We start from the raw sequence: 23,060 nt of genomic DNA, 5'->3' as shown, positions 1-23,060 counted from the left end.
GCAGCATGAGCCCATACAGGTCGGGGGCGCGCGCTCGTGCTCGCCCGCGCGCAACGCAAAGGTGGTTCCCGCTTCGGCTCGAAGGTCTGGCAGCACCGGCAACGCGCAAGGGACCGAGGCGGTTGAAGCGAAGGTGCTTGTCGGCCCGCCGGATGCGGCGCGCCGCTGGCCTGCCGCGTAGCGACAAGACCAGAGCGGGTTCGCCGCGCGCCGGCAGGGCGCCAAGGTGCTCCCGCTCTATTTCTTTGGGATCGCGCGCGCCCGAAATACCCCCTCCCTCCCGCGGGGCGGGCCGTGTAGCCTCTGCGGACTCGCGCCGGCTCGTGAGCGTGGGCTGTACACCCGGGGGGTCTTCATGTTGTCGTATCGTCAAGTCGGTTTGGCGGCGTTTCTGCTGTTCGCGCTCGCCGGCTGCGGCCCCAGCGAGACGCCCAAGCCCGCCGCGACGCCCGCGCATCCTGCCGCCGCGGCGCCGGCACCCGTCCCCGCCGCGTCCGACAACAATGGCGACCCCGCCTCGCGCCTCGGCGATGCCGCCAACATCGACGGCGACCGCATCATCCACGCCGACGCGACGCCCGGCGACTGGCTGGCGCATGGCCGGACCTATTCGGAGCAGCGCTATTCCCCGCTGAAGGACATCAACACCGGCACGGTGAAGCAGCTCGGCGTCGCCTGGGAATTCCGCACCAACACGGTGCGCGGCCTCGAGAGCACGCCCATCGTCTCCGACGGCATCATGTTCGTCACCGGCTCCTGGTCCAAGGTCTGGGCGCTCGACGCCAGGACCGGCCGCCAGATCTGGTTCTACGATCCCGAAGTGCCCGGCCAGTGGGGCCGCTATGCCTGCTGCGACGTGGTCAATCGCGGCGTCGCGGTGTGGAAGGGCGCGGTCTATGTCGGCACGCTCGACGGCCGCCTGATCAAGCTCGACGCCAGGACCGGCAAGCCGGTCTGGGACATCAACACCATCGACCGCAACCGTCCCTACACGATCACCGGCGCGCCGCGCATCGTGAAGGGCATGGTGCTGATCGGCAATGGCGGCGCCGAATACGGCGTGCGCGGCTATCTCACCGCCTATGACGCCGACACCGGCAAGCAGATGTGGCGCTTCTACGTTGTGCCCGGCGATCCCAAGCTGCCGCCCGAGAACAAGGCGATGGCCGACGCGCTGAAGACCTGGAGCGACGGCGGCACGCAGCACAAATGGTGGGAGCAGGGCGGCGGCGGCACGCCGTGGGACTCGATGGCCTACGATCCCGACCTCGACCTGCTCTACCTGGGCACCGGCAATGGCGCGTCGTGGAACCGCAACCTGCGTTCGCCCGGCGGCGGCGACAATCTCTACCTGTCGTCCATCGTGGCGCTGAAGCCGGAGACCGGCGAGCTCGTCTGGTACTACCAGACCACGCCCGGCGACGACTGGGACTACACCGCGACCCAGCACATCATCCTCGCCGACATCGCCATCGACGGCGTGGTGCGCAAGGTGCTGCTGCAGGCGCCGAAGAACGGCTTCTTCTATGTGATCGACCGGACCACCGGAAAGCTGATCTCGGCCAAGCCCTACACCGCGATCACCTGGGCCAAGGGGGTCGACATGAAGACGGGCCGCCCGATCGAGGCGCCCGGCGTGCGCTATGCCCGCAATCCCTCCGTCCAGATTCCCGGGCCGGTGGGGGCGCACAATTGGCAGCCCATGGCCTTCAACCCCGACACCGGCCTCGTCTACATCCCGGTGATCGACGGCAACTTCATCTATGCCCAGCAGCACCAGCTCGGCTACAAGCCCGGCGCCTGGAACGTCAGCGACTTCGCGCAGCTCGGCCAGATGATCGTCGCCGGCATCGCCAAGGGCCAGATCCCGGCGCCCGCCAAGGGCTATATCCGCGCCTGGGATCCGGTGGCCCAGAAGATGGTCTGGCAGGTCGAGATGACGGGCGGCTGGAACAGCGGCCTGCTCACCACCGCCGGCGGCCTTGTCTTCGGCGGCGGCTCCGACGGGATCTTCGGCGCCTATGACGCCAGGACGGGCGGCAAGCTGTGGTCCATCGACCTGAAGACCGGGATGACGGCGCCCGCGATCACCTACACCGTCGACGGCGAGCAATATGTCGCCATCGCGGCGGCGTTCGGCGGCTCCGGCGGGCTCGGCGCGACCTCCGATCCCAATACGGCGCTGCAGAAATGGCACAACAACCAGGGCCGCATCTTCGCCTTCAAGATCGGCGGCACCAAGACGGTGCAGGCGATCCCCGCCGACATCAACGGCGAGGTGCCGCAGCCGCCGGCCGAGAAGGTCGATCCCAAGCTCGCCGCCAAGGGCTTCGCGCTATTCCACCAGAACTGCGCGGTGTGCCACGGCGTCCTGATGATGTCGTCGGGCGAGGTGCCGGACCTGCGCATGGTGAACGCGGAAGTCTGGAACCAGTACGACAACATCGTGATCGACGGCGCGCTGGCCGACGCGGGCATGGGCTCGTTCAAGGATATCCTGTCGCCCGCCGACGTGACGGCGATCCGCGCCTATGCTTTGAGCCAGGCGCAGGCGCTATATGCTCAGAAGCACCCGACAGCGGCCGCACCCGCGGCTGCGCCCGCACATTGAGGAGCCGCCATGACCCGCATCGCCGCTTTCTTCGCCGCAGCCGCCGCCGTCCTGGCCGCGGCGCAGGCATCCGATGTCACGCCCAGCCGGGCCGTCGGCCAAACGCATAGCTGTGCCGCCTTCTACCCGGATGCTTCGCGCCGGATCTGGGAGACGGGCGACGTGTTGATCCGCTACGACGTCGCGGCCGACGGTAAGATCGGCAATATCTCGGTCGTGAGACCCAGCGGCGCAGAGCGGCTCGATCAGGCCGCGGTCGCCTGCGTCGACAATGCCTGGCGCAACACGCCGGCGCTGCAGGACGGCAAGCCGGTGGCGTCGCCCGGCCACGAGGCGATCGTCCGTTTCAGCATGGCGCCGCCGGACACCGCGGAGGCCTATATCAGCCGCGGCTATGCGCGCGCCAACAGAGGCGACCTCGACGGCGCGGTCGCCGATTTCTCTGCCGCCATCGCGTTGGCGCCCAAATCGGCTGCCGGCTACAGCGCGCGCGCCGCGGCATATGATCATCTCGGCAAGCGCGTGCTGGCGCGCTTCGACTATGACACCGCCAAGACGCTGTCGGCCGCCACGCACTGAAGGGCGCTTCCTTGCTCCGGGCCGGGCGAGCCTTTACAAGGCCGCTCCGACCTCTCAGGCGTGCCATGGCGAGTGACAAGCAACCCCGGCCCAAGGCCCGGACCGTGCGCGGATTCCGCGACCGGGCCGCCGGCGAGCTTGCGGCCGAGCGCGCGATGCTCGACACCATCCGCCGCACCTACGAATCCTACGGCTTCGATGCGCTGGAGACGCCCTTCGTCGAATACACCGACGCACTGGGCAAGTTCCTGCCGGACGTCGACCGGCCCAATGCCGGCGTCTTCTCGTTCCGCGACGAGGACGAGCAATGGGTCTCGCTGCGCTACGACCTGACCGCGCCGCTGGCGCGCTATGTCGCCGAGAACCAGCAATTCCTGCCGCGCCCCTTCCGCCGCTATCAGATCGGCACGGTCTTCCGCAACGACAAGCCCGGTCCCGGCCGCTACCGCGAGTTCATCCAGTGCGACGCCGACACCGTCGGCACCGCCTCGCCCGCCGCCGACGCCGAGATGGTGATGATGTTCGCCGACACGCTGGAGGCGCTCGGCCTCAAGCGCGGCGAGTACATCATCAAGTTCAACAGCCGCAAATTGCTGGATGGCGTGCTGGAATCGTCCGGTGTCGCACTTGACGATCTCAAGACCCGCGGAACGGTTTTGCGGGCGATGGACAAGTTCGATCGCGTCGGTGCCAAGGGCGTAGCCCTGCTGCTGGGTGCCGGTCGGAAAGACGAGTCGGGTGATTTCACCGAAGGCGCCGGACTGTCGCCTGAAGCGATCGAGCGCATCCTTTCGTTCATTCAGCCGACGAGCGATGCCGAATTGCTGGATTTGCTCAATACGGCCGTGGTGCCGTTCAGCAAGATCGGCGGCGAGGGGATCGCCGAGATTCAGGCGATCAGCGAACTCGTGTTCAAGAGCGGTTATGGGCATGATCGGGCGAAGATCGATACCTCCATCATCCGCGGCCTCGACTACTACACCGGCGCCGTCTTCGAAGCCCAGCTCGCCTTCCCGGTCCAGAACGAGAAGGGCCAGACCGTCGTGTTCGGCTCGGTCGGCGGCGGCGGGCGCTACGACGATCTCGTCGCGCGCTTCACCGGCCAGAAGACGCCCGCCGTCGGCTTCTCCATCGGCGTGAGCCGCCTGCTCACTGCGCTGCAGATGCGCAAGGCCGCGGTGGCGAAGGTCCCGCCGCTGGTTGTCGTCACCGTGTTCGACAAGCACGATGCCGCCCCCGCCTTCGCGATGGTCCGCGAGCTGCGCGATGCCGAGATTCGCGCCGAGGCTTATGTCGGCACCGGCAAGCTCGGCGACCAGTTCAAATACGCCGACAAGCGCGGCGCGGCCCTGGCGGTCGTCGCCGGTCCGGACGAGACGGCGCAAGGCAAGGTGAAGATCAAGGACCTGGCGCTGGGTGCCGCGCTCGCGAAATCCGCCGAGACGCGCGCCGAGTGGATCGGCAATCACCAGGCCGAGATCGTGGTGGACCGGGCGGATCTCGTCGGCGAGGTGCGCAAGCTTCTCGCCCGCGAGCACTGACCATGACGGCCTTTCCCTACCACGACACGCCGTCCATCGAGGCGTTGAACGTCCAGGCGCTCGCGATTCTGAAGAGCTTCGAGGCGCGCGGCTATGTGCGCCACGAACCCAGCGTGCTGCAGCCCGCCGACATCTTCCTCGACCGCTCGGGCGAGGAGATCCGCCGGCGCACCTTCACGCTCACCGATCCGTCGGGCCGCGAGCTCTGCCTGCGCCCCGACCTCACCATTCCGATCTGCAAGCACGCGGTCGACACCGCCGCCGCGCTGCCGGCGCGGCTCTGCTACAACGGTCTGGCCTTCCGCCACCAGCCGAGCGAACCGCATCGCCCGACCCAGTTCTTCCAGGCCGGGGTGGAGTTGCTCGGCCTCGAGGACGGCGCTGCCGGCGAGATCGAGACCATGACCCTCGCCATCGAAGCGCTGCACGCGGCGGGTCTCAAGGATTTCGACATGAAGGTCGGCGACCTCGCGTTGTTCGGCGCGCTGGTCGATGCGCTCGACGTGCCGGCGCAATGGCGGGCGCGGCTCAAGCGCCACTTCTGGCGCGCCGGCTATTTCGAGGCTCTGCTCAACCGCCTGACCCATGGCGCGGCGACCGACGCGCAGCGCCTGCTGGGATCGCTGGGCAATCTCAATGCCGCCGAATCCCGCGCCGCGATCGAAGGCCTGATGGACATGGTCGCCGACGCGCCCCAGGGCGCCCGCACCCGCGAGGAGATCGTCGAGCGGCTGATGGAGCAGGCGGCCGATGCCGCGGCCTTGCGCCTCGATCCGAGGATCGCCGCCGTGATCACCAGCCTCCTGAGCGTCTCCGGCACCGCGCAATCGGCCATCGGGGAGATCCGTACCTTGACGAAAGACGCCGGCATCGCGCTCGACGCGCCGCTGGCGGCGATGGAAGCGCGGCTCGCCGCCCTCAAATCGCTCGGCATCGATCCGGGACGCGTGGCGTTCGCGGCGCGCTTCGGGCGCAATATGGAATACTACACCGGCTTCGTGTTCGAGCTGTGGTCCGCCGACGCCGAAGGCCGCGTCCAGGTCGCGGGCGGCGGCCGCTATGACGCGCTGATGGAAGCGCTTGGCGCGCCGCACCGCATTCCCGCCGTCGGCTTCTCCATCCGCACCGAGCGCGTGCTCGCGGCGCGGCGCTTCGCCGAGGTCGGGTGATGGCCGCGCTCACGCTTGCCGTGCCGTCCAAGGGCCGCCTGCAGGAGCAGGTGAACGCCTATTTCGCCGACGCCGGCGCGACGCTGAAGCAGACCGCCGGCGCACGGGGCTATCGCGCCACGCTGGCCGGCTTTCCCGATATCGAGGTGATGCTGCTCTCGGCATCGGAGATCGCCGCCGCGCTGATCGGGGGCGACATCCATCTGGGCGTCACCGGCGAGGACCTGCTGCGCGAACAGGCGCCGGAGCTCGCCGGCCGCATCCACCTGATCAAGCCGCTCGGTTTCGGTTTCGCCAATGTGGTGGTCGCGGTGCCGCAATACTGGATCGACGTCTCGACCATGGCCGATCTCGACGACGTCTGCGCCGCCTTCGCGCACAAGCATCGCCGCCGCCTGCGCATCGCGACGAAGTATCTCCAGCTCACCCGCGCCTTCTTCGCGCATATGGGCATTTCGGATTATCGGATCGTCGAGAGCGCGGGCGCCACCGAAGGCGCGCCCGCCGCCGGCACGGCGGAAGCCATCGTCGACATCACCACGACCGGCGCCACGCTCGAGGCCAACGGCCTCAAGGTACTGGACGACGGCACGATCCTCGAAAGCCAGGCCCAGCTCGCCGCCAGCGTCGGCGCGGACTGGACGCCGCAGGCGCGCGCCGCCGCCGAAGCTCTGCTCGGGCGTCTGGGCGCCCGCGAGCGTGCCAAGACCTCCCAAATCCTCCGTGTACGGCTTGATGAGAATGTGGAGCGCGTGCTCGCGGCGCTCGCGAAGGACGCGGACGCTTCGGTGTTGTCGCGTCCAGCCGACGGCAGCGGCGAGTTTTCGCTGCTCTGTCCCCGGCCCAAGTTGATGAATGCCATCGCCACCCTGCGCGCGCAGGGCTGTGATGCGCCCGCGACGACACAGGATGCCGATTACGTTTTCGACACGGCCAATCCGCTCTATGCCGGATTGGCCGCGATGCTCGGCTAGACGCGGACCGCGCCGAGCAGCCACAAAACCAGGAAGATGATCAGGATGGTGCCGACGATGCCGCCGGCGCCGCCATAGCCATAGCGGCTGTAACCGAAACCGCCGCCGCCAAGCAGCAAGATCAACAGGATGATGATAATCAGCGTCATGGAAATCCCCGGTGCGTATCGGGGTGGTAATGCCCGCCGGCGGCGGAAGTTCCCTCAGACCAACGCCGCAGCAAGGCGGTTGTGCGCCGCGAGGCGCAGCGGCGCGTTCTCGCCGTCGAAGGTACGGGCGAAGCCGCCGCTCACTGCGGCGATACCGGCCCGGCCTTGATGTCGGGATCGTTCAGATGCTCCGCCTTCCAGCGCATCATCTCCCAGATGCGGGTGCGTCCCGACGGGTGGTCGTAGAAGACCGCCTCTTCCCAGGGCGACGGATCGAGCTTGCGGTAGGTTGAGAGCTTCAGAACGACGGTCGAGAACGCGTCGGGCCTGCGTACGGCGTTGATCCCGAACATGTCCGCCTGGATCTCGGTCGTTCGGCTGATCGCGTTGGTCACCGGCGTCGCCAGCAGCAGGAAGATGGTGCCGAGCGCCGCCAGGACCGGCAGGCCCGCCGGGTCGTCGATCTCCCGGATGTCCCAGCTGCCCCCGAACCAGCCCACCGCCCAGTAGAACGCGGCGTTCACGAAGGCGAAACCGACGAGTGCGAGCAGCGCCATCAGGGTCAGGAGACGGACGGAGTGATCGAGCACATAGTGACCCATCTCGTGGCCCAGCACGGCGAGGATTTCGTCATGCGTCGCATGCTTGAGCAGATTGTCGTTGAGCGAGATCCGCGTCGTTTCCAGGAAGCCGGAAACGTTGGCCGAGATGCGGTCGGATTGCCGCGAGGCGTCGACCAGATAGATGTTGTTCGCCGGGATGCCGTTGGCGCGCGCCAGCGCCAGCACATCGCGCTTGAGCGGGCTGTCGGGCAGCGGCGTGTAGGTGTTGAAGAGCGGCGCAACGAAGACCGGTGCGATGACGATCAGCAGGGCGGCGAAAAAGGTGGTGATGGCCGTGCCCCAGATCCACCAGTTCCGGCCTGCGCCGCGGATCGCGGCGTACAGGATGGTCAGCACCACCGTCCCGGCGATCAGCGTCAGGCCGGTGCTGGTCAGGAAATCGCCGAACCACGCGGCGAAGCTCTGGTTCATCAGCCCATAGGATCTTTCGCGGAAGAATCCCTCGAACAGCGTCAGCGGGAAACTGAGCGCGGTGACGATCAGGATGTAAGGTCCGGCATAAAGCGGCACCTGCCAGAAGCGCGAGCGCGTCTGGCGCTCGGCGAAATCGCGCAGATAGGCCGACACGCGGAACCACAGGAGGAAACCGGCGATGGCCAGCGCATACAGCGCATCCACCAAGGTCAACCAATAGCCGCCTTCGAAATAGGCGTCGGAACGCGCCTTGGCAGGGCCGCTGATGCGCGCGAGATAGGCCTCGGTGGCTTTCCGCGGGTCGAACGAGACCGCCACGGCGCCAGCGATGGGCGGCAATGCGTGGCTCTCGATGGTGGAGGTCGGCGCCGGCGCGGGCACTGCCTGCGCGGCCGCCACGCCGGTGAAGATGAGGAGCGCGACGCTCACCAGCGCGAACAGCGAAAACGATCTGGCCATGGAATCCTCCCCGGTGGACACTATCAGATGACGTCGCCCGCGCTAGTTTGCGGCCCCACAATGGGTTATTCGACGCTATGGTCCCTCGTTGTCGGCGCGGACGGAGAACGGACCGCCTATCGGCAACGTCCGGTCCAACATAACCGGCAGCAAGGCGCGAGCGCTGGATACTTTGGCCGAAGGGCGGCGCTGGCTCCGCGCTTCGATTGTGTCGGTCAGGACGCCCAGGCCGGCAATTTTCGCGATGGGACGGTCACATATCATGTTGGAGAGTTGAGATGAGACCGTTGCTGCACGCCTGCTTCTTCTTTGGCTTTTTCGCTGCGCTGGCGGCGCCCGCCGCGGCCGCATCGCAATATGACACCTGCCTGACGCAGGCGCAGACCGATCCGGCCGGCGCGCTCCAAACGGCAGGCGTCTGGGCGAGACAGAACGGCGGCGCGGCCGCCGATCACTGCACCGCCCTGGCGCTCGTCGGATTGCGCCGCTTTGGCGAAGCCGCGGCCAAGCTCGACGCACTGGCCCGCAGCGGCTTCGCGGCCGATCCCGAGCGCCGCATGGCGCTTTACGACCAGGCCGGCAACGCCTGGCTGCTGGCGTCCCGGCCCGACAGCGCCATCGTGTCGTTCTCCGCTGCGCTGGCGGCCGATCCGCTCGATGCCGATCTGCTTGCGGACCGCGCTCGTGCCTATGCCGCCCGGCAAAGCTGGGCCAAGGCCGAGTCCGACCTGACCGCGGCATTGCTGGTCAGTCCCGACCGCGCCGATCTCTACGTGCTGCGCGGCAGCGCCCGCCACGCGCTCAATCGCCGTCCCGACGCGCGTGCCGATTTCGATCGCGCGCTGCGACTGCAACCCAACAATCCCGACGCGCTGGTCGAACGTGGTGCCACGAAGTTCGAATCCGGAGATCTCGCCGGCGCCCGCGCTGACTGGCAGCAGGTCGTTTCCGTCTATCCCGGCAGCGCCGCCGCCGACGCCGCACGCCAGCATCTCGCCGACAGTGCCGCGCCCGCCAAGCCCTAGGATGCCATCTCGGCAAGCACGTCGGGATCGCTCTCCTGCCGGGCCGGCAGGGCGGCTCCCAGCCGTCGCGCTGCCCATACCGCCATGGCGCGCACCAGCGGCGACGGATCGTCGAACAGACGCTCCGCTTCCACTGCCAGCGTCGCATCGCCCGAATTGCCGATGGCGATCAGCACATTGCGCAGGAAGCGGTCGCGCCCGATGCGCTTGACCGGCGATTTGCGGAACAGGGTGCGGAATGCGGCGTCGTCCAGCCGCGCCAGTTCGCGCAGTGCCGGGCCATTCAGCTCGTCGCGCGCGGCCAGGCGGTTCTCGCGCCCCGCCTGCGCGAATTTGTTCCACGGACACACCGCCAGGCAATCGTCGCAGCCATAGATCCGGTTGCCGATCGCCGCGCGGAATTCGCGCGGGATATGTCCCTTGTGCTCGATGGTCAGATAGGAGATGCAGCGCCGGGCATCGAGCTGATAGGGCGCCGGGAACGCGCCGGTGGGGCACACGTCGAGACAGCGTGTGCAGTGCCCGCAATGATCCGCCTCGGCCTCGTCGGGCGCCAGGTCGAGCGTGGTGAAGATCGAGGCGAGGAACAGCCAGGAGCCGAATTCGCGGCTGACGAGATTGGTGTGCTTGCCCTGCCAGCCTATGCCGGCACTCTGTGCAAGGGGCTTCTCCATCACAGGCGCGGTGTCGACGAAGACTTTCACCTCGCAAGCGAGATCGCGCGCGATGTCGCCCGCGAGCCGCTTCAGCTTCGCCTTGATGACGTCGTGATAATCCTCGCCCTGGGCATAGACCGAGATCGCGCCGACGCTGCGCTGCGCCAGTACCGCGCGTGGATCCCCATCAGGCCCGTAGTTCAGGCCCAGGACAATGACGCTCCGGGCCGCGGGCCACAGCACGCTGGGATCGGCACGGCGGTCGGCGTTGCGCTCCAGCCAGTCCATGCTGCCGTGCCGCCCCTCGGCGAGGAAGATGTCGAGATGCTCCGGCGCCCGCGGCGGCGCCACGGCGCGTGCGATCCGAACGGTGTCGAAGCCGTCGGCCAGCGCCCGGGCGCGGATCGTCCCCTTTGGATCGTCCCTAGAAATCGAGCTCGGCATAGCTCGCCGTCGGCGGTTGTCCCGGGACCTTGTCGCCCAGCAGCGTGCGGAAGGAAGGCCGCGACTTGATCCGGATGTACCATTCCGCCGCGAGGGGAAAATCCGTCCACGGAACTTCCCCAAAATAATCGAGCGAGGACAGATGCGCCGCCACCGCGAGATCGGCGATGGTGCAATCGCGCGTCGCGAGGTTGCCGTTGGCCTCCGCCGCGTCGCCCAGCATCTTGAGCACGGAGCGCAGGGCCTCGCGGCCCTGGCGGATCACGTTCATGTCGGGTGCCAGGCGCTGCGGCGCGCCGGTGTAGCGTTGGGCGCCCTTCTCGAACAGGATGCGCCGTGTCACGTGGTCCTGCAGCGGCCCCATCGCCCAGTCGAGCCAGCGTAGCGCATTGCCGCGGGTGGTCGGGTCCTCCGGTATCAGCGGCTGTTCGGGATAAGTGCCCTCGAGATGGTCGACGATCGCCCACAGCCCCGTGACGGTCGTTCCGTCCAGGTCGACGAACGCGGGCAGGTGCGCCAGCGCGTCGTCGCACAGGACGGGGTCGCAGGCCAGCCGCTTTTCGCCCACCAGCAGGCGCGCCAGCCGCGATGCCGGCGAAAGAGTGAGATGAATCAGTTTGCGCATCTTGGGCGCAATGTAGAGCAAATCCGCTTCGGGAAAAATTCGCCTCCGGTCCGGCTGTCAGTGCCGCAATCGGGTTCGCGCACCGCGCCGGCGCCCTACTTCAGGCACCAATCGAGCGCATCCCGGGTCACCTGATGCTGGCGCGAGACCAGCGTTCCGGTGCGTTTGCGGACATAGCGGCCGGGATGTACCGCCTTCCACTTCTCCGGATTGGGCAGGATCGCGGCCAGCCGCGCGGCCTGGGCCGGGTTCAACGCCGCCGCGGAGATGCCGAAATAGGCCTGCGATGCAGCCTCGGCGCCGTAATTGCCGTGCCCCCAATCCACCGTGTTGAGATAGACCGTCAGGATTCGCTTCTTCGGCCACAGGGCTTCCATCAGCACCGTGAGATAGGCCTCGATCCCCTTGCGCACGAAGCTGCGCACCGGCAACAGGAAGACCTCGCGCGCGGTCTGCTGGCTGAGCGTGCTGGCGCCGCGCAGCGCCTTGTGCCGCACGCTGTAGTCGTGCCAGGCGTCCCCCAGCTCCTTCCAGTCGAAGCCGTTGTGATTGCAGAAATTCTGGTCCTCGGCGCCAACGACGGCCCGGCCCAGATAGGGCGAGATCGCCTCGGCCGGCCGCCACGCGTAATGGACGTCCTCAAACGTCACGAAGGCGGCGGCCATCTGCGCCGTGAAGGGCAGCGGCAGAAAACGGAAGATCAGCAGCACCAGGACTGGCGCGGGCAGGGCCAAAAAGAAGACTACGGACAGAATGCGCCGCGCCCAGGGTGTCTTGGCGCCGTCATGCCCGCGCCAGAACCGGTGGAAGAAGCCGCGCGCGTTCGCCCGTGGCGTCGACGCGCGGCTTTCCTGATCGTCCCCATCCATGCGCCGAGCATAGCAAATACGACGCCGCTCGGCGCAAGGAGAGTGCCTTACTTGATCTTGTTCGATACCGTGGTGAAGGTGGTCGACAGGTTGGTGCCGACGACTTCGACGGCGCCGATGATGACGACCGCAATGAGGGCGGCGATCAGGCCGTATTCGATGGCCGTGGCGCCGGATTCGTCGCGGATGAAAGACTGGATCAACTTGGTCATGGGATGCCCCTGTTCAAAAAATCGTTGCGGAAGGCCGTCGGGCGGCGTGGGTGCAATCATGCGCAGTCCAGCTTTCCTCGAGTTTAAGTTCGATCGCCAAAATCGAATTGAATTTGCCGCCAATGAAATGCAATGGTCCTGTGAAAGCCGCGGCTTTGCGGCCTTTTTTTATGTTACCACTGTCTTGAGATAACGCCTGGGAAACCATAAATGCATGATGTTCTGAACGCGATCATCCTGGGCGTCGTCGAAGGCCTGACCGAGTTTCTTCCCGTCTCCTCGACCGCCCATCTGCTGATCGTGCAGGACATGCTCGGCTTCAAGCCGCCGGGCGAGGTCTTTCCCATCGTGATCCAGTTCGGCGCGATCCTCGCGGTGGTCGCGGTCTACTGGCGGCGTTTCTGGGACGTGCTGGTGACGCTGCCGCGTTCGCGCGAATCACAAAATTTCGCGCTGGCGGTGATCGTCGCCTTCCTGCCGGCGGCCGTGATCGGCGCCTTGCTGCACGATTTCATCAAGACCGTGCTGTTCGCGGAAGACGTCGCGCCCAAGGTCATCGCCGCGACGCTGATTCTCGGCGGCATCCTCATCCTGGTGTTCGAGCGTTTGGCACCGCCGCCGCGCTATCTCGACGGCGACAAGCTGCCGCTTTCCAAGGCGTTGCAGATCGGCTTCTTCCAGGTTCTGGCGATCGTGCCGGGCGTGTCGCGCTCAGGCGCCACCATCCTGGGCGGCGAGCTTGTCGGGGTCGACCGGCGGGCGGGCGCGCTCTTCACCTTTTACCTCGCGGTGCCGACGATGTTCGGCGCGACGGTGTACGACCTGTGGAAGAACCGGCACAGCCTCAACATGGATGCGGGGCTCGACATCGCGATCGGCTTCGTCGTCGCCTTCATCGTCGCGCTGTTCGTGGTGCGGACCTTCATCGGCTTCATCGGCCGCCACGGCCTCAAGCCGTTCGGCTGGTATCGGATCGCGGCCGGCCTCGGGATTATCGCGGTATTGCTGCTTCGCTGACGCGGTCGCGCACCGCTTCCTCGTATTGTCCCTTCGCCCGGAAGCGCCACAGATAGGTCGGCAGCTCGGCCTCGACCGAAGTCGGCACGATGCCCAGCGTCGCGAGCGTATCCCCGCCCGTCACGACATTGTCAGAACGCAACAGCGTCACCTGGTCCGGCGTCAGCAGCGGATCGGGCAGGAATTGCAGGAAGAATGCTTTCAGCGTCGCCAGCGCGAACGGCACCGGCACCAGCAGGCGGCTCCGGCCGGTCTCCTGCAGCACGATCTGCATCAATTCCTTGAAGGAATAGACCGTCGGGCCGCCGGCCTCGTAAATCCTGCCGCCCAGCGTCGGGTCCTGCGCCAGCTTCGCAATGGCGGCGGCGACGTCGCCGACGAACACGGGCTGAAATTTCGTCTGCCCGCCGCCGATCAGCGGCAGCACCGGCAGGACGCGCGCCAGCGCCGCGAAGCGGTTGAAAAAGCTGTCCTCCTGCCCGAACACGAGCGAGGGCCGCAGGATGGCGGCGTTGGCGAAGGCGGCGCGCACCCGGGCCTCACCCGCGCCCTTGCTCGCAGCATAGCTGCTCGCCGCATCCTTGTCGGCGCCGATCGCCGAGACATGCACGAGCATCCGGACGCCGGCGTCCGCAGCGGCCTTGGCGATCGTCTCGGCCGCCTCGACATGCAGGCTGTCGAAATCCTGCCCGCCATGCGGATAGAGCAGGCCGGTCAGGTTGACGACCGAATCGGCGCCTGCCACCGCCGCGGCGACCTGTTCGGCGTCCTGCACGTCGCACTTCATCAGCGCGATCTGGCCGACCGTGCCGTTGGGCGGCAGGAAGAAGCCCTTGTTGGGATGGCGCACCGCGACGCGGATGCGAAGCCCCGCCTTGGCGAGGGCGCGGACGGTGTGCCGGCCGAGAAAGCCGGTGCCGCCGAAGACCGTGATCAGGGAAGCGCTCATAGGCGCTTCATAGCCGGGTGCGGCGCTTAGGAAAAGTCCGCCTTATGCCGCTCCCCGCCACACCTACTCCTGCACATAGGCGCGTTCGCCGCTCCTGGGCTCGATATAGACCGTCACCGGCTCGCCGGTCCGATCGTCGACGAAGCGCTCGGGTGTGCGTTCCCAGCCCGGTCCGGGCCGCGCGGGCAGCATGTGTTTGTAGATCACGCGCTCGAACACCGTGGTGAGCACGATCATCGCGCCCCAGAAGCCGAACACGATGGCGGGCGGGAACGCCCCGGTCGCCAGGGCGGCAAGGCCGCAGACCAGGGAAAGGAGCCCCAGCCCGATCACGAGGAATCGCAGCATCTCAAGCCTCCGGTTCCAGCACGACCGCGGTGCCATAGGCGACGATCTCGCTCATGGTCTGGCCGATCTCCGACGAATCGAAGCGCATCATCACGACGCCATTGGCGCCCATCGCGGTCGCGTTGCGCACCATGCGGTCGATCGCCTGCCGCCGTGTCTCTTCGAGCAGCTGGGTGTATTCGTGGATCTCGCCGCCGACGATCGAGCGCAGGCCGGCCATGATGTTGCCGCCGAGGCCGCGCGAGCGCACCACCACGCCGAACACCTGGCCCAGCGAGATCTTCACGCGCTGGCCTTTCACATTCTCCGTGGTCGTAACGAGCATGCCATCCTCCCTTTGCGCGAAGGCGCGCGAGACCGGCCGCGAATCCGGCGGCAGCGGCGGAGCGCTGCTGCAGCTTACATAAGGCGTCGCAGGCCCCAGCAGAAGAAGGCGGCATCTGCGGCAGGTCGATTTTTCCGCATGCCTTCGATTATTGCTTGTCGCGGACGCACCGGCGGCGCCGTCCGTAAAAGGCCGGATTGGCGGAAGAGTTTGACAGGGATTGCCCGCTTCCTTAAACAGCGCCCTTCCATCGGCCCAGATGGCGGAATTGGTAGACGCACTAGTTTCAGGTACTAGCGCTGCAAGGCGTGGAGGTTCGAGTCCTCTTCTGGGCACCAGGAAAAATTCAATTAAGTCAAATACTTATCTAAAATAAAAACAGTACACGGACGAATGTGTCAGAAATCGTCTAACAAACCCAACCTCTTACCAGTCGACCAAAATTGAGTTGGAGTCGGCATTGGGACTCGAACGGCTCGCGCAAAGAGCGGCCTGCTTTGCTGCAAAGTTCCTCAGATTGAATTCGTACCGACAGGGCCGGCGGCACTTGCGAGCGAGCAGAGCGATAGAAATAGGTCCGATGCCTTGTCGTTCATTGGCTTATCGAGCAGGCGAGAGACCAAGAGCCGGCCGCAGGTCGTGCCCAGACCGAGGCCGCGGCCATTTCCGATTACGCCAATGGCGACGTTCTCGAGATTGGGTAGCCAGTCCAGGATGGGCAGCCCGCTGCGCGTAAAGCATTCCAGGCCGGACCATATGGTCGCGATCGGGGGATCGCCGAGGCCGGGATAGCGACGCTGCAGCTCGCGCAGCAGGAAGCGGAAGCTGCGCGCGTCCCAGTCCTGGTCCAGGTCCTTGGGCGGCCACAGCGTCGAGGCGCCGAAGATTAGCTCGCCGCTTTGCCGGAAACGCTCGAACAGCCGCGGGCCGCCGGATCGGCCGCGGAAATCGTTGAGGATGACGTCGTCTGCTGGTCCGATCGCCTGGCGTGCCGCCGGCGGGAGCGGCGCGGTCGCGGCCGCATAGACCCGGCAGGGGACCAGAAGGTCGTCGCGCCGGCTCAGCGCGCCGGAGAAGCCGTTCACAGCCAGCACCGCATATTTGGAACGCACTGTGCCGCCCGGCGCGCGAACGGTGACGGGCTCCCCGCCCGTCACGTCATCGACTGCGGTCCCTTCGAAAAGGCGCACGCCGCGCCGCAAGGCCGCCGCCCGCAAACCGCGCGCCATGTTCCACGGATCGACGACGGCCTGGTTGCCCAGGCGCAGCGCGCCGAACGAGCGGTAGGTCGTTGGCCAGGAGTCGCGCAGCGGCTCGGCGGCGATCCCGGCGCCGCGAAGAAGGCTGGAGGCCCGGATCAGATCCTCGTAGCCGGCTTGATCGTGCGCGATGAGCCATAAAGGCCGTCGCAGCAGGCCGCAGGCGACGCCGTTCGCGCCGAGGAACCTCTCCGCTGCGTCGATCGCATCTTGCGACCAGCGCAGGATCGACTTGGCCATGGCATCGTCGGCCAGCCACGGCGCCGCCGCTTCGCCCCAGGTGACAGGAAGGGTGAGCATGCCCGCGGCACGTCCCGAGGCACCATGGCCGACGAAGGCGCGCTCGAGCAGGACGACATCAAGACCGGCATCGTGGGCCGCAATGGCGGTGGAGACGCCGATGACGCCGCCGCCGACAACGGTGAGGTCGGCCTCGATATCGCCCTGCAGCGGCGGCGCAAGCTCGGCGGCGGTGTCCGGGCCCCAATAGGAGCGCCGCAGCGGAAGGTCGACCGTCATGGCGACACGCGCACGGCGTAGCCGGCCTTCGCGAGCGGCTGCAGGATCGCCTCGGCAGGCGCGAGGTCCCAAAAGAAGCCGACTCCCGTCCGCTCGATCCGGCCGGCGCGGAGCGCTTGGCAGAAGCTTGCTGGGACCAGGCCCATCAGCGCCATCCCGCCGCGCGATACGAGGTGGACGCCGACCTCGCGCCGCGTCCCGCTCGATGTGCCGGTCGCGGCGAAGACCAGGGCTTCGCCCGCGCTCCGCCGCTGCGCATCTTCCTGGCTGGCGCGCACGATCCGGTCTGCGTCGAGAGCGCTGCCGGATCGTGCCCGCTCCGCTAGCGCCATCATGAGCCGGTCGCCAATGCCCACGCAGAACGCGACGTGCGCGACCTGGTTTTGGAGCCCACTGGCTTCGACGCCTTGGCGCAGATGCAGGGGAAAATTGGGCACGACCATCTGTTTGCCGACCGGCTCGGGGAAGACGAACACGTTCGATTTGGCGTTCGCGGTCCAGACGCCGCCTCGGTACGCGCCTCGCGTGTCGCCCGCATCCGGCCGCCGCGCCTCGTCCAGGATCTCCTCGGCGCCGGCGATACCCAGCGGGCCTTGATAACGCGCGAAGAATGCGATGCGCTCGATTGTGTCGAGGCGCGCGCGGGCGAGCGCGACGCCGTGGAAGAAGAGCAGCTCCGCCAAGCCCGGCATCCATGACGCACCCAGTGCGCAGACGCGTGCCGTTGCACGGAATTGCGGCCCGAGTTCGCTTGCCAGACGGTCGCGAAGCGGAAGCGGCGTACCGACATCGACGTAGTGCGCGCCGGCGGCCACCGCCGCGTGCGCTGTCCGCATCCGCGCTTCGATGTCGGACGGGCCGCTATACAGCAGCACGTCGCACTCCCGTGCGAAGCGGTGCAGCGAGTCGCCATCCGTGACGTCGACGGCCGCCGCTTCGGCGCAGCCGCCCAGTTCGGAAGCAAACACCGCCGTCTTGGCTGGATCGCGTCCTCCGATGCGCACACGGACGCCCGCGTCCTCGGCCAGAACGCGGGCCGCGATCGCGCCGACGGCGCCGTATCCGCCGATGACGGCAACCCGCACCTTGCGCCTACGCCGCCGGCGTTGTCGGACGCCTGGCGAACATGCCGGTCGCAACCAGCGCCAACACCTTGGCGCCGTCCTGGTTGGTCAGCACGACCTGCATCTTGGTGATGCCGACCTTGTCGTTGGACTTCGACTCGCGCTTCTCGATCGGCGTGGACGAGATGCTGATCTTGTCGCCGGCGCGGACGGGGCCGGTGAACTCGATCTCCAGCTTGAGCACGGCGAGTGCCGCGAACGGCTCTACCGCGCGGCGGCGCAGATCGTGCAGCAGCGCGTAATAGATCGCGATGGTGTGCGAGCCGGATGCCACCAACCCGCCGAAATGCGATTTCTTCGCTGCTTCGGGATCGACGTGAAATGGCATGGGGTCCCACTTCTTGGCGAAGGTGACGATCTCGTCGGCCGTCACTTCGTAGGGACCGGCCGTCATCTCGTTGCCGATCTCGATGTCTTCGAAATACCGCATGCTCCGTCTCCCGTTATGAGTCCGCCCGTTGAGGCGGCTCGGCCCATTGTGTGAGCGGGCCGCCGACGCGGGCCCGGCTGAAGGGCAGCACCATGAGGTCCCAGAAGCCGCGCGGCGCCTCGCCGTCGCGTCCCATCCGGGCCGGTGCGGCCGGGTCCGCCGGCAGGTAGAAGGTGCCGAACAGGATGTCCCAGACGATGAGGCCGATGCCGAAATTGCGGTCGGCGCCGTGCGTCGGATCGACGTTGTGATGCCAGCGATGGTTCTCATTGGTCGCAAGGACATGGCTCAGCCAGCCGCAGCGATGGCCGACGTTGAAATGAGTGAGAAGCCCCAGCACTTGGACGATGGCGACCGCAACGAACACCGCCGACGGCCGAAAGCCGATCCACATGGGAATCAGGAGCGGCAGCACATTCCTGAGGACGTAGTCGATGGGGTGGGCGAACAGAGCGTTGGAGAGCCGGACCTTGGCGATGCAGTGGTGGATTGCGTGGAAGCGCCACAGCACGTACCAGCGATGCTGCCAGCGATGGACCCAGTAGCGCGCGAAATCCATGATCAGGAAGGAAAGCAGAACCTGCAAACCGACCGGCAGCGTTCCCACGCCGTTTCGGCCCGCGTCGCCCGTTGCGCGTCCCACGAGCGCGGTGAGCAGCAGGGGAAGCCCTATCGTTATCGCCTGGCCGACCAGCACGGCGTTGAACAGGCTGTTGGCGATCTCCATGGGGACGCCGGTCGGGCGGTCGCGCGGATGGCGCTCGAACGGAAAGCTACGCTCCAGCGCGAAGCCGACCGCGACGAGAGTGACGAACAGGCCGGCGGAAAACGCCGCTTGCGGAACGCCGGCGGAGACCGCGAACAGCGCCGCGGCCAGCACCGCCGCGAGGACGACCGGGACGAACCAGACCGAATAAGATGGCCCGGCGTCGCGGCCCGGCGCGATATCCAGGTGACCGTCCCGCCGGACGCTCAAGGCCGCTGGCCCCAGGCGCAATAATGCGTCGCGCTGATCGCGCGAAACGCCGGACGCTGGATTTCTCTGAGCAGCCAATCGGTGTCGGCGGCGCCCGCGCGGCCTTCCGAGATCACGCGGGGCGCGATCTTCTCGAAGGTCCTGAGGAAGACCGAAGGCCGCTCGCCGGCGCCCGTCCACTCCGATGTCCAGCCTTGAAGGCGCACGTTGGACAGCCCGGCGGCCCGCAGCATGCCGGCGAGCGAAAGACCCAGAGCCGGGTGATAGCCATGCGCTTGCATCGTCGCGATGAAGGCGCGGTAGAGGTCGCGGAAGCGATCGGGATCGTCGGAGTTGCTGTGCAGGGCTGATACCAGATCGGCGTCTTCCACCACGACCCAGCCGCCCGGCCGGGTTGCGATCACCATGCGCGCCAGCACGTCGTGCGGCGCGGCGAGGTGCTCCAGGACCTTGCGGGCATGGACGAGATCGTAGGCGCTGTGTTCAAGCGGGTCGGTTCTGATGTCGTGCTTGCGGATTTCCATGTTCGCCGGCGGCACGCCGAGGAGATCGGTCTCGAGGTCCGTCGCGACCACGCCGCCGGACGGTCCCACCGCTTCGCTCAGCCAGCGCGCGATAGAGCCCGCTCCCGCGCCCACTTCGAGGCAGCGCCAGCCGGCGCCGACGCCGACGGCAAGAAGCGTGGCGATCGAATATTCGTCAAGGCTGCCTTCGATGGCGGCGAGGCGCTCGCGCTCGTGGCTCCAACTGTGCGCGTAGAGGTACACCATTGCTCGATCCCTCCCGGATCTCACGCCGATCTGCTACGCCGTACGCGCGGTCTGGCGAAACCTCACCAGCCGCTGGCCCATATACCATGCGAACACACCCGGGGCTAGGCGATGCAGCAGGTGGATGACGCGCGAGCGGCGCGGAAAGATCACCAGCCCTTCGTTGCGCGCCACGCCGGCGAGGATGCCGTCGATGCATCGCTCCACCGGCATCAGACTGACGGCCGGATCCGCAAAGATGCCTGCCTTGTCGACACGGCGCAGGGTGAGCTTCTCGATCATCGGGGTGTTGACCGAACTGGGACAGACCACCGTCACCTTCACGCCGAGGGCGCGCGCTTCCACCCGCAGCGAGATCGAAAGGCCGACCACGGCATGTTTGGTCGTGGCGTAGCCGATCATGACGGGATGCGGGATCAGTCCGGCGGTGGAGGCGGTGTTGACGATGTGTCCGTAGCCTTGGGCGACCATGCGCGGATAGGCGGCCTGCACGCCGTTGGCGACGCCCTTCACGTTCACGTCGATCATCGCGTCCCAGTCTTCCGGGAGCATGTCGCGGACCTCGCCCATGACCGTGACACCGGCGTTGTTGAACATATGCGTGAACCGTCCGTGCCGCCGCAACGTTTCAGCGAGCAGTGCATCCACCTCCGCAAAGCGGCGGACGTCGCAGGCGACGAACGTCGCCGACCCGCCGCGCGCCACGATCTCGGCCGCCACTTTCTCGCCGGATGCCCGGTCGATATCGGCGATGACGACCGTGGCGCCGTAGCTCGCCAGCTTTTCACAGAGGCCGCGTCCGATTCCCGAGGCTCCACCCGTCACGACCGCGACGGCATTGGCGAAGGTCTCTTTCATGCGCGATCGTCCTTCATCAGCTCGTGGAGCATTCTGTCGACGGCCTCGTCGGTGAAGGACGTCACGTCGCTGGAATCCTCGTCTTGGCGGGAGGGCTGTGCGGCGATGGCGGCGGCCAGTTCCTTCACGGAGTGCGCTTCCGCCAGCGCAATGGCGGATATCCGGATGCCCAGTTCGTCGCGGATGCTGTTCAGCAATTCGACGGCCATCAGGGAGTCCACTCCCAGCTCGATCGGCGAGCGATCCGGATTCAAAGCCTCCGAGTCGTCGAGGACACCGCGCCGCGACAGCTCTTCGGAGAGCTGCTTCATGAGATAGTCGACGAGGGACGAGCGGTCGCCCACCAGATCGGCGAGGGTCCAGTCCAGCAGCACCGGCAGCGCTCCTGCCTCCAGGGCGGTTCGGGTCGCGGCGCGCTGCAGCTTTCCGCTCGACGTCTTGGGCAAGCTGCCGGATGCTATCAGGACCACGCGCGCGACGTGGAGGCCGACTTGATCCACCACGGTCCTGCGAATTGCGGCGATGGCCTCCCCGAAATTCGAAGGCGAACCTCGCACCTCGGCGACAACCACGAGCTTTTCCTCGGTCTCGCCGTCCGTCGAGAACGCCGCCGAGCGTCCCGCGCGCATGATGGGATGGGCGTTCTCCACCGCCTCTTCGATGTCCTGAGGGTAGTAGTTGAGGCCGCGGACAATGACGAGGTCCTTGAGCCTGCCGCAGGGAATGAGCTGGTCGGTCCATATGAAGCCGAGGTCGCCAGTCCGGTAGAAGGGGCCGTCCCCGTCCGGCAACCGTGCTTGGAACGCACTTGCCGTGATTTTTGGCCGCTGCCAGTAGCCGGCGGCGATGCTCGGACTCTTGACCCAGATCTCGCCGACCCGGTCGGGTAGACAGCGTCGCCCGGTTTCGGGATCCACGATCTCGACCCGAGTGCCGGGCCCAATCCAGCCGCAGGCGACGAGCCGTCGCGTGTCCTTGCCCGGTATCGGCGCGTGGACCGATCCTTGCCGCAGCGCCGCCGCATCGAATTCACAAATGTCCGCGCCGCGCGTCGTCGTGGAGGAGACCTTCAGGACCGCCTCGGCCATTCCGTAGCACGCCGAAAGCGTGGGGTAGCGCAATCCGCAGGGCGCAAAACGCGCTGCGAACCTCTCGATGGTGTTGGCGCGCACCGGCTCTCCGCCGATGACCGCCACGACCCACGAGGAAAGGTCGATTTCCTGCAACTCGCGATCCGTGACGCGCCGCAACGCGTGTTCGAGACCGAAGTTCGGTGTCGAACTGTGCGAGGCGCGAAAGCGCGAGATGGTCTCCAGCCAGAAGGCTGGCCGTCGCATGAAGGCGTCGGGCGACAGGAATATTCCCTCGCCGCCTACATAAAGCGGCTGAAGAACCCCGAAGACGAGACCCAGGTCGTGGAAATTGGGGACCCAGGAAACGGTAACGCTGTCATGCGCGAACGCCGCCTCGACCGCGTTGTTCGCCAGACCGTAGATGAGATTGGCGTGCGTGATGCACACACCCTTGGGGTCGGCCGTCGAGCCGGAGGTGTACTGCAGAAAAGCAATCTCGCTGTTCCCGGCCAGGGCTTGGCCGCCCGCGGCGCTCAGTTCCTCGTCCTCGCTCGTCGCGATCCATCGGACGCCTGCCAATGCCGCGTCGAGGCCGAACTGGGAGTCCGCCAATCCGGATTTCACCAGGTTCGCCAGCTTGGCGTTGGCGAGGGCCAAGGAGGGTTTGCAGTCCCTGGCGATGGCCGTGAGCCGCGGAAACATGCGCTGCAGTCGGCCGGGCATTGCCGGCGGCGCGGGGACGGCGATCAATCCCGCATAGAGGCAGGCGTAAAACGAGATGATGAAATCCAACCCCGCGGGATAGATCAGCAGGACCGTGCTGCCTTCGCGCGCCGTCTCGCGAAGGAGGCGAGCCCGCTGCTGCGCCCGAGCCTGCAACTCGCCGAAGGTGAGCGCGCGAGCGGCGGCGTCGGGATTCGCCGATTCGACATAGCGATACAAGACGCGGTCCGGATGCATCTGCGCGCGGGCGGTGAGCATCTCGCACAGCGTCCGGGCGCCGGAGAGGCTCGCCGCGGCAGAGCGGACCGGCGCGGATATGTCGGCGTCCCTGCCCACGCC

The 23,060-nt window shown here is 67.0% G+C and carries 23 protein-coding genes and 1 tRNA gene; 8 read left to right on the top strand and 16 right to left on the bottom strand.

Annotated features, from left to right (window positions below):
- Positions 1-355 precede the first annotated feature (355 nt).
- The 5 genes from WDM91_06730 to hisG all read left to right on the top strand — a co-directional run bounded on the left by WDM91_06730 (position 356) and on the right by hisG (position 6,874).
- Positions 356-2,611 (top strand): PQQ-dependent dehydrogenase, methanol/ethanol family, encoded by a 2,256-nt coding sequence (locus tag WDM91_06730; GenBank protein ID MEI9994269.1) that lies wholly within the window; start codon positions 356-358, stop codon positions 2,609-2,611.
- A 9-nt stretch (positions 2,612-2,620) separates the two neighbouring features.
- Positions 2,621-3,190 carry a TonB family protein gene (locus WDM91_06725; protein ID MEI9994268.1) on the top strand — a complete coding sequence of 190 codons (570 nt, stop codon included), beginning with the start codon at positions 2,621-2,623 and terminating at the stop codon, positions 3,188-3,190.
- A 65-nt stretch (positions 3,191-3,255) separates the two neighbouring features.
- The gene (gene hisS / locus WDM91_06720; GenBank protein MEI9994267.1) at positions 3,256-4,731 is read left to right on the top strand and encodes a histidine--tRNA ligase; all 1,476 of its coding nucleotides are present in this window, start codon (positions 3,256-3,258) and stop codon (positions 4,729-4,731) included.
- 2 nt (positions 4,732-4,733) lie between these two features.
- Positions 4,734-5,900, top strand: a complete 1,167-nt coding sequence (locus WDM91_06715) for an ATP phosphoribosyltransferase regulatory subunit (protein ID MEI9994266.1) — start codon at positions 4,734-4,736, stop codon at positions 5,898-5,900.
- A complete protein-coding gene (hisG, locus tag WDM91_06710; protein MEI9994265.1) occupies positions 5,900-6,874 on the top strand; it encodes an ATP phosphoribosyltransferase in 975 nt (324 codons plus the stop codon). The genes WDM91_06715 and hisG overlap by 1 nt, the downstream gene beginning before the upstream one ends.
- On the opposite strand, the gene WDM91_06705 is transcribed toward hisG, so the two are convergent.
- Positions 6,871-7,023: a DUF3309 family protein gene (locus WDM91_06705; GenBank protein ID MEI9994264.1), complete on the bottom strand. Its 153-nt coding sequence runs from the start codon at positions 7,021-7,023 to the stop codon at positions 6,871-6,873. The genes hisG and WDM91_06705 overlap by 4 nt on opposite strands.
- Before the next feature lie 140 nt (positions 7,024-7,163).
- Positions 7,164-8,519 (bottom strand): M48 family metallopeptidase, encoded by a 1,356-nt coding sequence (locus tag WDM91_06700; protein ID MEI9994263.1) that lies wholly within the window; start codon positions 8,517-8,519, stop codon positions 7,164-7,166.
- Positions 8,520-8,797: 278 nt separating this feature from the next.
- On the opposite strand from WDM91_06700, the gene WDM91_06695 reads away from it, so the two are divergent.
- Positions 8,798-9,544: a hypothetical protein gene (locus tag WDM91_06695; protein MEI9994262.1), complete on the top strand. Its 747-nt coding sequence runs from the start codon at positions 8,798-8,800 to the stop codon at positions 9,542-9,544.
- Here the strand turns inward: WDM91_06695 and queG are convergent.
- From queG to WDM91_06675, 4 genes are all read right to left on the bottom strand, one after another.
- Entirely contained in the window at positions 9,541-10,644 is a 1,104-nt protein-coding gene (queG, locus tag WDM91_06690) for a tRNA epoxyqueuosine(34) reductase QueG (protein MEI9994261.1), read from the bottom strand. The two genes, WDM91_06695 and queG, sit on opposite strands and share 4 nt — an antisense overlap.
- A complete protein-coding gene (locus WDM91_06685) occupies positions 10,625-11,269 on the bottom strand; it encodes a glutathione S-transferase family protein (protein MEI9994260.1) in 645 nt (214 codons plus the stop codon). The genes queG and WDM91_06685 overlap by 20 nt, the downstream gene beginning before the upstream one ends.
- Before the next feature lie 95 nt (positions 11,270-11,364).
- Positions 11,365-12,138, bottom strand: a complete 774-nt coding sequence (mtgA, locus tag WDM91_06680) for a monofunctional biosynthetic peptidoglycan transglycosylase (GenBank protein MEI9994259.1) — start codon at positions 12,136-12,138, stop codon at positions 11,365-11,367.
- Positions 12,139-12,185: 47 nt separating this feature from the next.
- Positions 12,186-12,350 carry a Flp family type IVb pilin gene (locus tag WDM91_06675; GenBank protein MEI9994258.1) on the bottom strand — a complete coding sequence of 55 codons (165 nt, stop codon included), beginning with the start codon at positions 12,348-12,350 and terminating at the stop codon, positions 12,186-12,188.
- Positions 12,351-12,560: 210 nt separating this feature from the next.
- Between WDM91_06675 and WDM91_06670 the strand changes: the two genes are divergently transcribed.
- Entirely contained in the window at positions 12,561-13,367 is an 807-nt protein-coding gene (locus WDM91_06670; protein ID MEI9994257.1) for an undecaprenyl-diphosphate phosphatase, read from the top strand.
- On the opposite strand, the gene WDM91_06665 is transcribed toward WDM91_06670, so the two are convergent.
- The 3 genes from WDM91_06665 to WDM91_06655 form a co-directional block, all read right to left on the bottom strand.
- On the bottom strand, positions 13,342-14,316 hold the full coding sequence (locus WDM91_06665; protein MEI9994256.1) for a complex I NDUFA9 subunit family protein: 975 nt from the start codon (positions 14,314-14,316) through the stop codon (positions 13,342-13,344). The two genes, WDM91_06670 and WDM91_06665, sit on opposite strands and share 26 nt — an antisense overlap.
- A 63-nt stretch (positions 14,317-14,379) precedes the next feature.
- A complete protein-coding gene (locus WDM91_06660; GenBank protein ID MEI9994255.1) occupies positions 14,380-14,664 on the bottom strand; it encodes a hypothetical protein in 285 nt (94 codons plus the stop codon).
- 1 nt (position 14,665) lies between these two features.
- Positions 14,666-14,989, bottom strand: a complete 324-nt coding sequence (locus tag WDM91_06655) for a YbjQ family protein (GenBank protein ID MEI9994254.1) — start codon at positions 14,987-14,989, stop codon at positions 14,666-14,668.
- Between the two features lie 253 nt (positions 14,990-15,242).
- Between WDM91_06655 and WDM91_06650 the strand changes: the two genes are divergently transcribed.
- A tRNA-Leu gene (locus tag WDM91_06650) sits at positions 15,243-15,327 on the top strand.
- Positions 15,328-15,501: 174 nt separating this feature from the next.
- On the opposite strand, the gene WDM91_06645 is transcribed toward WDM91_06650, so the two are convergent.
- Genes WDM91_06645 through WDM91_06615 form a run of 7 tightly spaced genes read right to left on the bottom strand, consistent with a single transcriptional unit; the run spans position 15,502 to position 23,057 of the window.
- On the bottom strand, positions 15,502-16,767 hold the full coding sequence (locus tag WDM91_06645) for an FAD-dependent oxidoreductase (GenBank protein MEI9994253.1): 1,266 nt from the start codon (positions 16,765-16,767) through the stop codon (positions 15,502-15,504).
- Complete coding sequence (locus tag WDM91_06640) at positions 16,764-17,852, bottom strand: saccharopine dehydrogenase NADP-binding domain-containing protein (protein ID MEI9994252.1); 1,089 nt, start codon at positions 17,850-17,852, stop codon at positions 16,764-16,766. The genes WDM91_06645 and WDM91_06640 overlap by 4 nt, the downstream gene beginning before the upstream one ends.
- A gap of 7 nt (positions 17,853-17,859) precedes the next feature.
- Positions 17,860-18,321: a MaoC/PaaZ C-terminal domain-containing protein gene (locus tag WDM91_06635; protein MEI9994251.1), complete on the bottom strand. Its 462-nt coding sequence runs from the start codon at positions 18,319-18,321 to the stop codon at positions 17,860-17,862.
- Between the two features lie 13 nt (positions 18,322-18,334).
- On the bottom strand, positions 18,335-19,297 hold the full coding sequence (locus tag WDM91_06630; GenBank protein MEI9994250.1) for a sterol desaturase family protein: 963 nt from the start codon (positions 19,295-19,297) through the stop codon (positions 18,335-18,337).
- A complete protein-coding gene (locus WDM91_06625) occupies positions 19,294-20,067 on the bottom strand; it encodes a methyltransferase domain-containing protein (protein ID MEI9994249.1) in 774 nt (257 codons plus the stop codon). Before WDM91_06625 ends, WDM91_06630 begins: the two co-directional genes overlap by 4 nt.
- 33 nt (positions 20,068-20,100) lie before the next feature.
- Positions 20,101-20,925, bottom strand: a complete 825-nt coding sequence (locus WDM91_06620; protein ID MEI9994248.1) for an SDR family NAD(P)-dependent oxidoreductase — start codon at positions 20,923-20,925, stop codon at positions 20,101-20,103.
- Positions 20,922-23,057, bottom strand: a complete 2,136-nt coding sequence (locus WDM91_06615; GenBank protein ID MEI9994247.1) for an AMP-binding protein — start codon at positions 23,055-23,057, stop codon at positions 20,922-20,924. The genes WDM91_06620 and WDM91_06615 overlap by 4 nt, the downstream gene beginning before the upstream one ends.
- Between the last annotated feature and the right edge of the window lie 3 nt (positions 23,058-23,060).

This window comes from Rhizomicrobium sp. (genome assembly GCA_037200385.1).
Classification (GTDB): domain Bacteria; phylum Pseudomonadota; class Alphaproteobacteria; order Micropepsales; family Micropepsaceae; genus Rhizomicrobium.
Note: the sequence above shows the minus strand (reverse complement) of the source record. Positions and strands in the feature narration are given on the sequence as shown.

What these genes read in the sequence shown, in the direction of transcription:
- WDM91_06730 (MEI9994269.1), top strand. Translation starts at nt 356, where the DNA reads ATGTTGTCGTATCGTCAAGTCGGTTTGGCGGCGTTTCTGCTGTTCGCG.
- WDM91_06725 (MEI9994268.1), top strand. Translation starts at nt 2,621, where the DNA reads ATGACCCGCATCGCCGCTTTCTTCGCCGCAGCCGCCGCCGTCCTGGCC.
- hisS (MEI9994267.1), top strand. Translation starts at nt 3,256, where the DNA reads ATGGCGAGTGACAAGCAACCCCGGCCCAAGGCCCGGACCGTGCGCGGA.
- WDM91_06715 (MEI9994266.1), top strand. Translation starts at nt 4,734, where the DNA reads ATGACGGCCTTTCCCTACCACGACACGCCGTCCATCGAGGCGTTGAAC.
- hisG (MEI9994265.1), top strand. Translation starts at nt 5,900, where the DNA reads ATGGCCGCGCTCACGCTTGCCGTGCCGTCCAAGGGCCGCCTGCAGGAG.
- WDM91_06705 (MEI9994264.1), bottom strand. Translation starts at nt 7,023, where the DNA reads ATGACGCTGATTATCATCATCCTGTTGATCTTGCTGCTTGGCGGCGGC.
- WDM91_06700 (MEI9994263.1), bottom strand. Translation starts at nt 8,519, where the DNA reads ATGGCCAGATCGTTTTCGCTGTTCGCGCTGGTGAGCGTCGCGCTCCTC.
- WDM91_06695 (MEI9994262.1), top strand. Translation starts at nt 8,798, where the DNA reads ATGAGACCGTTGCTGCACGCCTGCTTCTTCTTTGGCTTTTTCGCTGCG.
- queG (MEI9994261.1), bottom strand. Translation starts at nt 10,644, where the DNA reads ATGCCGAGCTCGATTTCTAGGGACGATCCAAAGGGGACGATCCGCGCC.
- WDM91_06685 (MEI9994260.1), bottom strand. Translation starts at nt 11,269, where the DNA reads ATGCGCAAACTGATTCATCTCACTCTTTCGCCGGCATCGCGGCTGGCG.
- mtgA (MEI9994259.1), bottom strand. Translation starts at nt 12,138, where the DNA reads ATGGATGGGGACGATCAGGAAAGCCGCGCGTCGACGCCACGGGCGAAC.
- WDM91_06675 (MEI9994258.1), bottom strand. Translation starts at nt 12,350, where the DNA reads ATGACCAAGTTGATCCAGTCTTTCATCCGCGACGAATCCGGCGCCACG.
- WDM91_06670 (MEI9994257.1), top strand. Translation starts at nt 12,561, where the DNA reads ATGCATGATGTTCTGAACGCGATCATCCTGGGCGTCGTCGAAGGCCTG.
- WDM91_06665 (MEI9994256.1), bottom strand. Translation starts at nt 14,316, where the DNA reads ATGAGCGCTTCCCTGATCACGGTCTTCGGCGGCACCGGCTTTCTCGGC.
- WDM91_06660 (MEI9994255.1), bottom strand. Translation starts at nt 14,664, where the DNA reads ATGCTGCGATTCCTCGTGATCGGGCTGGGGCTCCTTTCCCTGGTCTGC.
- WDM91_06655 (MEI9994254.1), bottom strand. Translation starts at nt 14,989, where the DNA reads ATGCTCGTTACGACCACGGAGAATGTGAAAGGCCAGCGCGTGAAGATC.
- WDM91_06645 (MEI9994253.1), bottom strand. Translation starts at nt 16,767, where the DNA reads ATGACGGTCGACCTTCCGCTGCGGCGCTCCTATTGGGGCCCGGACACC.
- WDM91_06635 (MEI9994251.1), bottom strand. Translation starts at nt 18,321, where the DNA reads ATGCGGTATTTCGAAGACATCGAGATCGGCAACGAGATGACGGCCGGT.
- WDM91_06625 (MEI9994249.1), bottom strand. Translation starts at nt 20,067, where the DNA reads ATGGTGTACCTCTACGCGCACAGTTGGAGCCACGAGCGCGAGCGCCTC.
- WDM91_06620 (MEI9994248.1), bottom strand. Translation starts at nt 20,925, where the DNA reads ATGAAAGAGACCTTCGCCAATGCCGTCGCGGTCGTGACGGGTGGAGCC.